The 14,149-nt window shown below is 59.0% G+C and carries 11 protein-coding genes; 7 read left to right on the top strand and 4 right to left on the bottom strand.

What is annotated here, in order from left to right; genetic code table 11:
- Window positions 1–319 precede the first annotated feature (319 nt).
- The 5 genes from cyoA (at window position 320) to EDF70_RS00240 (ending at window position 5,373) form a co-directional block, all read left to right on the top strand.
- Complete coding sequence (cyoA, locus tag EDF70_RS00260) at window positions 320–1,450, top strand: ubiquinol oxidase subunit II (RefSeq protein WP_132271261.1); 1,131 nt, start codon at window positions 320–322, stop codon at window positions 1,448–1,450.
- Between the two features lie 47 nt (window positions 1,451–1,497).
- Window positions 1,498–3,501 (top strand): cytochrome o ubiquinol oxidase subunit I, encoded by a 2,004-nt coding sequence (cyoB, locus tag EDF70_RS00255; RefSeq protein ID WP_132271260.1) that lies wholly within the window; start codon window positions 1,498–1,500, stop codon window positions 3,499–3,501.
- A 2-nt stretch (window positions 3,502–3,503) separates the two neighbouring features.
- On the top strand, window positions 3,504–4,124 hold the full coding sequence (cyoC, locus tag EDF70_RS00250; protein WP_132271259.1) for a cytochrome o ubiquinol oxidase subunit III: 621 nt from the start codon (window positions 3,504–3,506) through the stop codon (window positions 4,122–4,124).
- Window positions 4,121–4,525, top strand: a complete 405-nt coding sequence (gene cyoD, locus EDF70_RS00245) for a cytochrome o ubiquinol oxidase subunit IV (RefSeq protein WP_132271258.1) — start codon at window positions 4,121–4,123, stop codon at window positions 4,523–4,525. The genes cyoC and cyoD overlap by 4 nt, the downstream gene beginning before the upstream one ends.
- A gap of 86 nt (window positions 4,526–4,611) precedes the next feature.
- On the top strand, window positions 4,612–5,373 hold the full coding sequence (locus EDF70_RS00240) for an SURF1 family protein (RefSeq protein WP_132271257.1): 762 nt from the start codon (window positions 4,612–4,614) through the stop codon (window positions 5,371–5,373).
- A gap of 185 nt (window positions 5,374–5,558) precedes the next feature.
- On the opposite strand, the gene EDF70_RS00235 is transcribed toward EDF70_RS00240, so the two are convergent.
- From EDF70_RS00235 to mqo, 4 genes are all read right to left on the bottom strand, one after another.
- Entirely contained in the window at window positions 5,559–6,485 is a 927-nt protein-coding gene (locus tag EDF70_RS00235; protein WP_245518972.1) for an AraC family transcriptional regulator, read from the bottom strand.
- Window positions 6,486–6,856: 371 nt separating this feature from the next.
- Window positions 6,857–8,779: a HAMP domain-containing methyl-accepting chemotaxis protein gene (locus tag EDF70_RS00230; RefSeq protein WP_132271256.1), complete on the bottom strand. Its 1,923-nt coding sequence runs from the start codon at window positions 8,777–8,779 to the stop codon at window positions 6,857–6,859.
- 257 nt (window positions 8,780–9,036) lie between these two features.
- Window positions 9,037–9,915: an MBL fold metallo-hydrolase gene (locus EDF70_RS00225; protein WP_132271255.1), complete on the bottom strand. Its 879-nt coding sequence runs from the start codon at window positions 9,913–9,915 to the stop codon at window positions 9,037–9,039.
- 122 nt (window positions 9,916–10,037) lie between these two features.
- Window positions 10,038–11,744: a malate dehydrogenase (quinone) gene (gene mqo, locus EDF70_RS00220; protein ID WP_132271254.1), complete on the bottom strand. Its 1,707-nt coding sequence runs from the start codon at window positions 11,742–11,744 to the stop codon at window positions 10,038–10,040.
- A gap of 335 nt (window positions 11,745–12,079) precedes the next feature.
- Between mqo and EDF70_RS00215 the strand changes: the two genes are divergently transcribed.
- Window positions 12,080–12,757, top strand: coding sequence for a response regulator transcription factor (locus EDF70_RS00215; RefSeq protein ID WP_132271253.1), 678 nt, complete (start codon window positions 12,080–12,082; stop codon window positions 12,755–12,757).
- Window positions 12,735–14,108, top strand: coding sequence for an ATP-binding protein (locus tag EDF70_RS00210; protein WP_245518971.1), 1,374 nt, complete (start codon window positions 12,735–12,737; stop codon window positions 14,106–14,108). Before EDF70_RS00215 ends, EDF70_RS00210 begins: the two co-directional genes overlap by 23 nt.
- The last annotated feature ends 41 nt before the right edge of the window (window positions 14,109–14,149 follow it).

The raw sequence follows: 14,149 nt of genomic DNA, 5'->3' as shown, positions 1-14,149 counted from the left end.
CTCCTTCGCTTTCAATTCCGGTACCAACAAAGAGATGATGTCGGTGAATGCGGCCAGCAATCAAGAACATTCTGATAAAGTCATGCAGATTTAGATTATTTGACTAACTTCAAATGCCCTTCCGCCTTGGCTTTGCCCCATTCCCGCCTTATTTGGAAAACGCCTGCGGTGTGGGGCTTATGCGTCACGGAATGATTTTCGACGTCGTTCGTTCCCTTGCGCAAGCGCATTTTTTGTTGCGATGCGACGAAACACCTCATAGAGGCTACGGCGACGCTGCATTAGTCAAAATAAACAAATGCGAATTTCGAACAGAAAGATGCCTAGGTTGTTGAAGCTTGTTTCTCGCCTCTGTGCGCTCGCCATCCCCCTCGCACTTGCCGGCTGTGACATGGTCGTCATGTCACCCTCGGGGGATATTGCGGCGCAGCAGAGGGATCTCATCGTCGTATCCGTGCTGTTGATGCTTCTCATCATCGTACCGGTACTTTTCCTGACCCTGTATTTCGCATGGCATTATCGCCATTCGAACACCAAGGCGCGATATGAGCCCAACTGGCATCATTCTACGCGCCTCGAAGTCGTGATCTGGTCGGCTCCGCTGGCCATCATCATCGTACTCGGCGCCATCACCTGGATCAGCACCCACAAGCTCGATCCGTACCGTCCGCTGGACCGGCTCGATGCAGAGCGCCCGATCCCGGCCGAGACAAAGCCACTGGAAGTGGAAGTTGTCGCGCTCGATTGGAAATGGCTGTTCTTCTATCCCGAATACGGTGTTGCCACCGTCAACGAGATGGCAGCACCGGTCGATCGCCCGATCACCTTCAAGATCACCGCATCGTCGGTGATGAACTCGTTCTACGTTCCGGCGCTGGCAGGCATGATCTACGCCATGCCGGGCATGGAAACGAAGCTGCACGCCGTCATCAACAAGGAAGGCGTGTTCGATGGTCTGTCGGCCAACTATTCGGGCGCCGGCTTCTCGCACATGCGTTTCAAGTTCCACGCCGTCACCAATGACGGCTTCGACGGCTGGATCGCCCGCGTAAAGCAGAATGGCACCGCGCTGAGCCGCGACGCCTACCTGAAGCTTGAAAAGCCGAGCGAACGCGAACCCGTTCGTTATTACGCCACCGTCGAGGATGGCCTCTATAACCGCGTTCGCAACATGTGCGTTACCCCCGGCAAGATGTGCATGAACGAAATGATGCATATCGACATGATGGGCGGCGCTGGCGTTGAAAGCCACGAGAACCGCGAAAAGCTGAAATACGACAACCGCCACGCTGGCGAAGTCGGCCACGGCACCGGTTCCGGCATGGGTGACACCGTTCCGGCCACCGGCGAACCGGCCCGCAGCGAACCTGCTCCGCACGAAGGCCATTCGGCGGCACCAGCCGAAAGCAACAATGGGACGCCGGCACCGGCCCAGCTCAACAGCAATTGAATCTGGCGCGTCGCGTCCCTTTAAGAAATCAATGAACGGGTTACTCCATGTTCTCCAATCCTGACCTTGCCAAATGGATTTTTGGGCGGCTGACACTTGATGCCATCCCCCATGAACCAATTGTCATCATGACTTTCTTCGCGGTTGCCCTTGGCGGCATCGCGGTCGTCGGCCTCATTACCTACATGAAATGGTGGGTTCCGCTGTGGCGGGACTGGGTCACCAGCGTCGATCACAAGAAGATCGGCATCATGTACATCATCCTCGCCATCATCATGCTGTTCCGCGGCTTCGCGGATGCGGTGATGATGCGTATCCAGCAGGCCATCGCCTTCAACGGCAACGAGGGTTATCTCAACTCTCACCACTACGACCAGATCTTCACCGCCCACGGCGTGATCATGATCTTCTTCGTGGCCATGCCGTTCGTCACCGGCTTCATGAACTATGTCGTGCCGTTGCAGATCGGCGCACGCGACGTGTCCTTCCCCTTCCTGAACAACTTTTCGTTCTGGATGACCACGGCCGGCGCAATCATCATCATGATCTCGCTGTTCGTCGGTGAATTCGCACGCACCGGCTGGCTGGCCTATCCGCCGCTTTCGGGCGCGGATTACAGCCCGGGCGTCGGTGTCGACTATTACATCTGGGGCCTTCAGGTCGCCGGTGTGGGCACGACGCTTTCCGGCATCAACCTGATCGCCACCATCGTCAAGATGCGCGCTCCGGGCATGGGCTTCATGAAGATGCCTGTCTTCACCTGGACCTCGCTCTGCACCAACATCCTGATCGTCGCCACCTTCCCGATCCTGACCGCAACCCTCGTGCTCTTGTCGCTCGACCGTTACGTCGGCACCAACTTCTTCACGAACGACCTCGGCGGTAACCCGATGATGTACGTGAACCTGATCTGGATCTGGGGCCACCCGGAAGTCTACATCCTCGTCCTGCCGGCCTTCGGTATCTTCTCCGAAGTCGTTGCGACCTTCTCCGGCAAGCGCCTGTTCGGTTATGCCTCGATGGTCTACGCAACCTGTGTGATCATGGTTCTGTCCTACCTCGTATGGCTGCACCACTTCTTCACCATGGGTTCGGGCGCATCGGTCAACGCCTTCTTCGGCATCACCACGATGATCATCTCGATCCCGACGGGCGCGAAGATGTTCAACTGGCTGTTCACGATGTACCGCGGCCGTATCCGTTACGAAGTTCCGATGTACTGGACGGTCGGCTTCATGGTCACCTTCGTCATCGGTGGTATGACCGGCGTCATGCTGGCAATTCCGCCGGCCGACTTCGTGCTCCACAACTCGCTCTTCCTCATCGCCCACTTCCACAACGTCATCATCGGCGGGGTGCTGTTCGGCCTGATGGCGGGCGTCACCTACTGGTTCCCGAAGGCTTTCGGCTACAAGCTCGATCCTTTCTGGGGCAAGATGTCCTTCTGGTTCTGGCAGATCGGCTTCTTCTTCGCCTTCATGCCGCTCTACGTTCTCGGCCTGATGGGCATCACCCGCCGCGTCAGCCAATTCGAAGATCCGTCCCTGCAGATCTGGTTCATCATCGCTGCCTGTGGCGCCGGTATGATCGCTCTCGGCATCGCCTCCTTCGTCATCCAGCTCGTCGTCAGCTACTTCAAGCGCGAACAGCTGAAGGACGTCACCGGCGACCCGTGGAACGGCCGTACTCTGGAATGGGCAACGTCTTCGCCGCCGCCGGACTACAACTTCGCGCTCACCCCGATCGTCTATGACCACGACAGCTGGGATGACATGAAGGCGCGCGGTTACGTTCGCCCGACCGAAGGCTTCCGCAAGATCCACATGCCGAAGAACACCGGCACGGGTGCCATCCTCAGCGGTCTCAGCGTCGTCCTGGCGTTCGCCCTGATCTGGTACATCTGGTGGCTCGCCATCGTTGCCTTCGTCGGCATCATCGCAGTCTCGATCGCCCATACCTTCAACTATGATCGCGATTTCTACATCCCCGTGGAAGAAGTCATCGCGACGGAAGGCAAGCGCACTGAATTGCTTGCAAAGCAGGTGTCCTGAACATGAGTGAGATCAACACACAGACGGCCGAAAAGCCGGAATTCTACCTGACGGAAGACCACCACCCGGAAAATTCCACCAATCTGGGTTTCTGGCTCTACCTGATGAGCGACTGCCTGATCTTTGCAGTGCTGTTCGCCACCTACGCCGTGCTCGGCCGCAACTATGCGGCCGGCCCTTCGCCGGCCGACCTGTTCGACCTGAAGCTCGTCGCCATCAACACCGCGATGCTGCTGTTCTCGTCGATCACCTACGGTTTCGCGATGCTGCAGATGGAGCGCGGCGCCAAGCAGGAAACCCTGTTCTGGCTCGGTATTACCGGTCTGTTCGGCCTCGCGTTTCTGGGTCTGGAACTCTATGAGTTCTACCACCTGATCCACGAGGGTGCGACGCCGCAGCGTTCGGCCTTCCTGTCGGCCTTCTTCACGCTGGTCGGCACCCACGGTCTGCACGTCACTTTCGGCATCATCTGGCTGATCACGCTGATGGTGCAGGTCTCCAAGCGCGGTCTGATCCCGGAAAACCGTCGTCGCCTGATGTGCCTGTCGATGTTCTGGCACTTCCTCGACGTCGTCTGGATCGGCGTGTTCTCTGTTGTCTATCTCATGGGAGTAGTCGGATGAGCTCTAACGCCCCTTCGCACGAAGATGCACACGATGCGCATCACGCCCACAGCCATGGTCACGAGGCCAGCCACGGTTCGCTGAAAAGCTACGTGATCGGCTTTGTCCTGTCGGTCATCCTGACGGCGATCCCGTTCTGGCTGGTGATGGGCGAAGTGATTGAAAGCAAGGCCGCTCTGGTCGCTGCGATCATGATCCTCGGCGCCATCCAGATCGTTGTTCACATGGTGTACTTCCTGCACATGAACACCAAGTCGGAAGGCGGCTGGACGATGATGGCCCTGATCTTCACGATCGTCATCGTCGCCATTGCGCTCGCCGGTTCGCTGTGGGTCATGTACCACCTGAACACCAACATGATGCCGGCCATGTCGCCGGAAATGATGCGAAACCTGCCCTGACGGGTGGTTCTTCAAGGGCGGCTTCGGCCGCCCTTTTCTTTTGATGCTGCGGCACATGCCGCCAAAGTTTGACGGCACAACTGCCCATGTCCTCCTCCGAAAATACATCCGAAAGCTCCAGGCCGGCCGGCAAGGGCCGCATCATCCTGTTCGTGGCGATGCTGGTCGTGACCGCCGCAACTACCGCGCTCGGCGCCTGGCAGGTGCAGCGACTGTTCTGGAAACTCGATCTCATCGCCCGCGTCGATGCCCGCATCCACGCCGAACCGGTCGCCCCTCCCCCGGCATCCGAAAGCGTGACTGCCGCAAACGACGAATACAAGCATGTTCGCGTCTCGGGCACCTATCTCAACGACAAGGAAAGCTTCGTTCAGGCCGTCACCGCGCTTGGCCCCGGCTTCTGGGTGGTAACACCGCTCGCCACCGCCGACGGTTCGCATATCCTGATCAACCGCGGTTTCATTCCCGCCGATCGTCGTGACGTCTCAAAGCGCGCCGAAGGACAGGTGGAAGGCCAGACAGAAGTCACCGGCCTGTTGCGCATCAGCGAACCGGGCGGCGGCTTTCTGCGCGAGAACGATTCCGCCAATGACCGCTGGTACTCCCGCGATGTGGCTGCCATCACGGCCGCCAAGGGCGTTTCTCCGGCTGCACCCTATTTTATCGATGCAGAGGCAAATCCCGCACTGCCGCAAGCGCCGGTCGGTGGACTGACGGTGATCAAATTCCCCAACAACCATGCCTCCTACATCTTCACATGGTTCGCTCTGGCGATCATGTCGGCAGCAGCAGCCTTCTATGTGCTGCGTGGCCATTGGCCATTCATGCGTAAGAAGACGAAAGCCTGAAACGACAAAGGGCGCTCGACCCTTTCGGGGAGCGCCCTTGCCTACCCGGACAGTTTCGAAAGCGATCGCTGGACGCATGACGCGCAGGGGGCTCGCAGAAAACTATCGAAACGGGTGGTAGGCCTTAGATGCGCATGCGGCATCTCATTTTCAAGACGCTCTCATAAACGCCCGCAACAGAACGCTCACTGAAGCCTGTAGCCACGCCAGGCGCCGGGCGACATCCCGGTTTCACGCAGGAAAGCGCGGGAAAGGTGGCTATGGTCGGAGAAACCGCAGCGATGCGCGATCGTCTGCAGACTGAGCGACCTCTGGCTGAGCAGGTCCTTGGCGCGAGCGATCCTGACATGCATCAGCCATTGATGCGGTGTGTAACCAGTCGCCTCGCGAAAGCCGGCCGACAGATGCCGGGGCGAAACACCGGCGGCGGCGGCAATCAGCGAAATCGAAAGGTTCTTCTGCAGGTTCTCCAGCACGAAATCCTTCGCAGCCTTCAGTTGCGCATCCGACAACAGGCTGGGTGGTTTGCGGCACGCCGCCTCCATACCCGACAGATGGCCGTAATCATGCAGAAGATGGGTGCATAGCGCGATGGCCATATGCCTGAGCGTCGCCGCCGCAGCCAGATCCGGCCGTTCGAACAGCGGCAGCAATGCTTGCCCCACATATCCGATCATTGCATCGACTTCACCACGCCGGCAATGCAGACCGCAGGCCGTCAGATCGCTCAGGAGGTCACCCATTTCATCGAAGAGGTCGTATGGAATAACGAATGCCAGCGAGTCCAGCCGGGAGAGCAGCATGATCGAGGCGCCCTCCTTGAGATCGACCAGGCAGACGGAGCCTCGCGGGTATAGCTTTGCCTTGGTAAGCGAACCATCCAGACGGATATCGCAGTGACTGACATCGCTCAGATAGAGCATGAGGAAATAGGCATTTTCGGCCGGTAACCGCACGGGAACCGGCACACTGCCCGAAACTTCTCTTCTCAACCGCGTCACGGTAAGAGACGCACTTTTTACGGGAACAGTCGTCAGACAGGGTGCACCGGCGATACCGAAATAGCGGCCGACCTCCCCTTTTTCATGAGCGAATGTTTCCAATGACTTCACAGGAAATCCCTTGAGTACACGGCCAACAGATCAACGGAACAAAGCGAGCATAATGTAGAGCCCACAACCGCGCAACCATCAATAAAAAGCAATCAATAAGTGTATATATAAAATCTTGGCATCACGAGCCTGACATTTGGCAGGTGATTTCTGGTTAAGCGTCCACCGGCCGCATGACAATCGGCAATTCCGTTTAAGTAACATATTTTTGCCGACTTGACGAATGCGATCTGCCAATTGTGCATCGGCCGAAGTCTGTCCGCGCAAAACCGCAGGCATGACAAAAAGGGGAGAACCGCATTGCGGCGCTCCCCTCTGTCTCAATCATAATGTCTTCAAGGCGGCCCGTTTCCGTCAGGCCGGGGACGAGATCAGAACTCGGTCCAGTTCTGCTCGACGGCAACGGCGGCATTGCCGTTGAAGGCGTTGGCGACCTTGCGCACCATCGACCGGGCCGGCGAGGCAACCGGTGCGTCTTCGCGGCGGGCAACGCGGGCCAGCTGTGCCTCACCCAGCTTGAACTGGGAAAGCAACTCGCTCAGCGATGCAACCTCACGGGCAAGGCCATGGCTTGCGGCCGTCTGTTCTTCCACCATCGCCGCATTCTTCTGGGTTTCCTGATCCATGGAATTGACGGCGGTGTTGATCTGCTGAAGACCGGTGGACTGTTCCTGCGCGCTTTCGACGATCGCCGCCACGTGACGGTTGATCTCCTGCACCTCGACCACGATCTTTTCCAGCGCCCGGCCGGTATCACCGACCAGATCGACACCTTCCTGAACCTGCTGGTTCGACGCGTTGATCAGGGTCTTGATTTCCTTGGCAGCGTTGGCCGAACGCTGCGCCAGTTCGCGCACTTCCTGTGCGACCACGGCAAATCCCTTGCCGGCTTCGCCAGCACGGGCAGCTTCGACACCTGCGTTCAGCGCCAGAAGATTGGTCTGGAAGGCGATGTCGTCGATGACACCGATGATGTTGCCGATTTCGCCCGAAGACTTTTCGATCTTCTCCATGGCGATAACGGCACGGCGCACGACTTCGCCGGAATGCTCGGCTTCCTGACGGGTACGGGAAACCAATGCACCTGCCTCCTGTGCACGCTTGGTGCTGTCCTTCACCGTGGTGGTGATCTCTTCCAGCGCGGCGGCGGTTTCTTCCACGGCGGCGGCCTGCTGTTCGGTACGCTTGGCCAGATCGTCGGCCGCAGCCTTGATCTCGTTGGCACCGGCATCGATGCCGCGGGCATTGTTGGCAACGCTCTTCAGTGCATCCTGCAGCTTGGCGGCAGACGCATTGAAATCGGTGCGTACGCCATCCAGCGAGACGGCAAAACCGTGCTCGATGCGGTAGGCGACATTGCCATCCGAAAGCTGCGACAGGCCGGCTGCCAGATTGTCGACGGCGAACTTCACGTCCGCAGCTTCGCGGGCTTTTGCGGCTTCGCGATCGATGCGTTCCTGTTCGGACAGGCTGCGGTTGGCGGCAGCTTCCTTCTCAAGGTTGATGCGCTCGATGGCATTGCTGCGGAAAACCGCGACAGCTTGCGCCATCTGACCGACTTCGTCCTTGCGCTCCATGCCGGGAACCTCGGAAACGGTCTCGCCACCGGCAAGTGAAATCATCCGCGCCCGCAGACGGTCGATAGGGCTGGAGATACCGCGCGAGGCAACGAACAGTGCCGCGACGATGCTGGCGGCAAAGATCAGGCCCAGGCTGACCAGCGAGGTGATGATCAGCTTGGTCACCGACGTGGTGATGGCATCAGCTTCGGCGATGACGGCCTTGGCATTGGCAACGTTCCAGTCGCGCAGATCATCGCGCAGCTTGCCGATCGACGGGTCGACGCTGGCCAGAATGACCTTGGCGTCGGAAAGCTTTCCATCCTTGATCAGGGCAACGGCCTTGTCGGTCTCCGTCGTGATGACGCGAGCGCGATCTTCAAATGCTCCAAGCGTCGCAGTCTGCTCGGGGATCAGTTTTTTGGCATTGGCAAAGCGCGCAAAGATGGCGCCCTTGCCGCTTTCGTAGTTCTTGGCGGCGTATTCGCGAAACTCCGAAGACGCGTCATACACCATCAACTGGTAAGCGCTGTATGCCATCGAATTGACCGAGGATGCGGCGCGCGACACATCCGTCGCCGCCACGCTGTCTTCAGAAATGAAGGAATAATAGCGGTCGTCGGAGTTGTTGTAGCTGTAAGACATGATGCCGATGCCGGCGATGCCGACCGCACAGATCGGCAGAATAAGAGACAGTATTTTCGTGCGAATTTTCGCATGAGACAGAAAAGACATGGCACACCACGAGGCGGGCGAGTTCCGTGACGCGTCGCGGAAACTCACTGGGTGAAGGAAATTGGGGAGGCTGACATCGCGCTGGAACAAGCCGCTCATCGGCTCGATCGGACGCTAGAACGAAGATGATTAATCGGTGATTAAACCAGACTTTAATCAAATCAAATTTGTTGCATTACTGATGATTTTCTACGAAACAATATACCATAAGCGGCGCAACGCCAGAGAAAGGCACTCATTACGTGTATTCCGCGCCGTCACCAGCTCACATCCGGAAATGCATTCAGCGGAATTTTCAGGTAACGCCGGCCATCATCTTCCTCGGCCGGAAGCGCACCGGCATTGAGATTGACCTGCAGCGCATGCAACAGCAGTTTCGGGAATGGCAGTGACGCATCACGCGCCTTTCGGGCTGCGATGAAATCCGCACCATCGCCTCGCAGATGAATGTTCTTCGCCTTCTGTTCGGCAACCGTGCTTTCCCACAGCGGTTCGCGGCCGTCGGGACAGTAATCGTGACCGGTGAACAGGCGCGTGTCATTCGGCAGGGCAAGGATCTTTTCGATCGAGGCCCAAAGCGTCTCGGCACTGCCACCCGGAAAATCGGCGCGGGCAGAACCGCTATCGGGCATGAACAGCGTATCGTGAATGAAGGCGGCATCACCGATCACATAGGTGATCGATGCCAGCGTATGGCCGGGCGAATGCATCACCTGCACCGCCATCTCGCCGATCGCAAAACGCTCGCCATCGGCAAACAGCCGGTCCCATTGCGAACCATCACAGGCGAGTTCCGGCAGGTTATAAAGCTTGCGCCACAGCGCCTGCACCTTCACCACCTCGGCACCGATCGCAGTCGGCACACCGGTCTTTTCTTTCAGGTAGGTCGCAGCCGAAAAATGGTCTGCATGCGGATGGGTATCGAGGATCCATTCAAGCGAAAGCTTTTCCGCTTCGATATAGGCAAGGATCGCGTCGGCATGACGGGTGGCGGTCGATCCCGACTTCTCGTCGTAATCCAGCACCGGATCGATGATCGCACAGGCCCGCGTCTTCGGGTCCGCCACCACATACTGGATGCTGCCGGTGCGCTCGTCGTAAAAACCCTTGACCAGCGGATGCGCCAAAACCGTCATACGATACCTTTCCTGCTTTCAGCGATATCCCTAACCGATTGGCCGGAAGATCGAAACCCTGTGGGTGCCAAACGCAAAAGGCCCCGACGAGCGGGGCCTTTCACATAAATTCGGGACGGTTCTTAGAGGGCGAGGCCCGGAGCCATCTTCACTTCACCGGCAGGTGTCGCCGGCTTGCTGTAAGCGGCCGGGTCCATGGCCGGCGATGCGATGGCAAGCTGCAGGCGCTCTTCGGTAGCGGCCCATTCCTTGGCCAGCATGTCCGGGTTTTCGTTCAGCTTCTTGCCGTAGCTCGGAACGATAGCATGAACGCGTTCCTGCCATTCCGGCGTCTTCAGCTTTTCACCAAACACCTTCTTCAGGACGTCGAGCATGATCGGGGCAGCGGTGGAAGCTCCCGGCGAAGCGCCAAGCAGAGCCGCGATCGTGCCGTCCTCGGATGCAACGATTTCCGTGCCGAGTTTCAGCTGACCGCCCTTTTCAGGATCGTTCTTGATGATCTGTACGCGCTGGCCAGCCTGCCAGTAGCGCCAGTCCTCAGCCTTGGCATTCGGGAAGTAGACCTTCAGCGCGTTGAGACGGTCTTCGTCCGACATCATCAGCTGGCCGGCGAGATACTGCACGAGGCTGAACTCATGCGTACCGACCGTCAGCATCGGCCAGATGTTTTCGAGCGTGACCGAGGCTGGCAGATCGAACAGCGAACCTTCCTTCAAGAACTTGGTCGAGAAAGTAGCAAACGGTCCGAACAGGATGTGGCGCTTGCCATCGAACACGCGGGTATCGAGATGCGGCACCGACATCGGCGGAGCGCCGGTCTCTGCCTGGCCATAGGCCTTGGCGAGGTGCTGGTTGACGATTTCCGGGTTGTCGCAGACGAGGAACGAGCCGCCGACCGGGAAACCGGCATAGGCGTCACCTTCCGGAATGCCGGACATCTGCAGAAGCGGCAAAGCACCGCCGCCGGCGCCGAGGAAGACGAATTTTGCCTTCACGACGGTGGTGTCACCGGTCTTGGTGTTGGAGTAGGTCACGCTCCAGGTGCCGTCATCGTTCTTGACGATATCCTCGACTTCCGAAGAAGTGCGCAGCGCGAACTGCTGCTGGCTCTTCAGATGCGCAACGTACTGGCGGGTGATCTCGCCAAAATTGACGTCGGTGCCGAGCGGGCTCCAGGTGACGGCCAGCTTCTGGTTCGGATCGCGGCCTTCCATCATCAGCGGAACCCACTTGGCGATCTGCGCATGGTCGTTCGAGAACTCCATGCCGGCAAACAGCGGGCTGGCCTTCAGCGCTTCATAGCGCTTGGCGAGGAATTCGGTGTTCGCGTCACCCCAGACGAAGCTCATGTGCGGGGTGGAGTTGATGAACGAACGCGGGTTCTTCAGAACGCCCATGTCGATCTGGTGCGACAGGAACTGGCGGGTGATCTGGAACCACTCGTTGATCTCGATCGCCTTGGTAATGTTGACATTGCCCTTGGCATCCATCGGCGAATAGTTGAGTTCGGCGAGTGCCGAGTGGCCGGTGCCGGCATTGTTCCAGCCGTTGGAGCTTTCCATCGCCACGTCGTCGAGGCGCTCGATCATCTCGATCTTCCAGGTCGGCTCGAGCTGCGAGAGCAAAACGCCGAGCGTCGCGCTCATGATGCCGCCACCGATCAGCAGCACATCGACGGTGCCGTCGGAAGCTTGGCTCTGTGCCCAGGAAGGCACGGTGCTGACGCCGATCGCGGCGGCGCCCGTGGCGGCCGAGCCGAGAAGCTGGCGGCGGCTGAGCACCAGATTGCTGGACGTGGAATTGTCGGTATTGTTCTTATTGGAAGGCATACTAGACCTCGGTTTGGTTTCGGACTGCCTGACGGAGGGCCTTCAAGGAAGGTCACGACAGTGACATCTGCGCCCGCGACGTCTTGTCGCGCAGTGGTCACGCGGGGTTTGCGCCTTCGATTTGACAAACGCCATTAAATTGGAATTTAAGAATTCACGCAGAAGCCGGGTCCGGATTGGATTTCAATTGTCATTGATCGACGGTAAACACCCGCAATCAACGCCCGCAGCTTCGCGCGGCTAAAGAGTAACCGCCGCCGTAAGCTCTATGGCGCATCGTGACGATGGAAGTGGACGGCCTCGATGGCACCACAGATGGAAGCCAGGCACACGCCATGACCAAGGTCGTTCTGATCGAGGATGATGCCGATACCGCACAGGATATCTGCGCCGAACTGAGAGACTCCGGGTACGTGGTGGACTGGGCAGCCGACGGTCTGACCGGACTGGAGATGGCACGCGCCGCCGATGCCGATGTGCTGGTCATCGACCGCATGCTTCCGGGCATGGATGGTCTTGCTGTCATCGATACGCTGCGCCGGGAAAAGATCCGCACGCCGGTTCTGGTGCTGAGTGCGCTTGGCGCCGTCAACGACCGCGTCAAAGGTCTTCGCGCCGGTGGTGATGACTATCTCAGCAAGCCGTTTGCCGTGCTTGAACTTGTTGCCCGCATCGAGGCACTTTTGCGCCGGCCGGCCGACACCTCGGCCAAGACGCTGCGCGTCGGCCCGCTGGAAATCGACCTGATCGAGCGCAGCGCCAATCGCGCCGGCCGCGAGATCGAGCTTCTGCCGCGCGAATACAAGCTGCTCGAATACATGATGCGCCACTGTGAACAGCTGCTCACCCGCGCCATGCTGTTCGAAGAGGTGTGGAAATACAAGTTCGTGCCCGACAGCAATCTCGTCGATGTGCATATGGGCCGCCTGCGCCGTAAGGTCGATGCTTCGGGTGAAGCAGCGATGATCTCCAATATCCGGGGAGAGGGATTTGTCCTTCGCGCGCCTGATTGATTGGGTCTGGAACTCGACCTTTCGCTACACGGTCGTACTGTTCGTGGCGATCGCCGTCGCGGTCATGGCCAGCCTCATCTTCGCCTATGTGAACACCAGCCGCGAACTGGTGTCATTTCTGGACGGACTGATCATCCAGGAATCGGATTCGATGGTTGCGCAGGCCAAAGAAGGGCACCTGACGCAATATGAAGAACGGCTGCGTCAGGATCCACGCCGCTACAAGCCGACCGGCCTGTTTGCGCCGACAGGTGAACGCATTTCCGGCAACATCCTGCGCTGGCCGGCGGGCCTCGAAGTCGATCAGGCCCCCATCCAGGCCGAAATCCACCGTTTTGGCCCCGGCTGGAAAATGATCCAGCCGTCGCGCGCGCTTGCCCGACGGCTTTCCGATGGCACGATCCTCGTCGTCGGCTGGAGCACCAAGGACAATGAACAAACCGCATTGGTGGTGGAGCGCGGCCTGATCTTTGGCCTGCTGCCGGCCTTTCTTCTCGGACTTGCCGCCTCGCTGCTGTTTGCCGCCCGAACCCAGCGGCGTATTCGCGAAATGCAGTTGCGCGCCGCCGAGATCGTTGCAGGCGATTTCGCCCGACGGCTTCCGACCCGCAACAGCGAAGACCCGCTCGACAAGCTGGCGCAGATTGTCAACGGCATGCTCGACGAGATCCAGACGCTGGTCGAAAACCTCGCCGCAATCGGCGACGACATTGCCCACGATCTTCGCACACCGCTTGCACGCGTGCGGATCGGGCTGGAACGGGCAAAACACAGCGCCACGACTCCCGAGGAATTTCAGGCCGCAACCGACCGCGCCATGGCCGGTGTCGATCACGCCATCTCGATCGTCACGGCACTCCTGCGCATCCGCGAGATCGAACAGACCCGCCGTTTCCAGGCCTTTGGCAGCGTCGATCTCGCTGAACTGATCACCGAGGTCGGTGAACTCTACGAGCCGTTTGCCGAGGAGAAAAAACTGGCGCTGACGGTTCACACCGATATTCAAGCCAGCGTCCAGGGTGACCGCGACCTGCTGTTCGAGGCCATCGCCAATCTCGTCGACAATGCCGTGAAATACACGCCGGAAGGCGGCCGGATCGATGTCGCATTGGCATCAGAAGGCGGCCACACGGTCATCCGCGTGCGCGACACCGGGCCGGGCATTGCCGAAAACGAACGTGAACTGCTGGCCCAGCGTTTCTACCGCTCAGACCGCAGCCGCCACACCAAGGGACTTGGCCTCGGCCTGACGCTGGTGGCGGCAATCGTCAAGCTGCACGGTTTTCGTTTCGAGATTAAGTCGGGCGGAGGATTTGTCGCGGGGATCGTGGTGCCGCAGGATGGGGGTTGAGCGCGGAAACGGATGAGTTTTCTCTGCGCTCCCTTCGATCT

Source organism: Neorhizobium sp. JUb45 (assembly GCF_004343585.1).
In the GTDB taxonomy this organism is placed as follows: Bacteria; Pseudomonadota; Alphaproteobacteria; order Rhizobiales; family Rhizobiaceae; genus Neorhizobium.
Note: the sequence above shows the minus strand (reverse complement) of the source record. Positions and strands in the feature narration are given on the sequence as shown.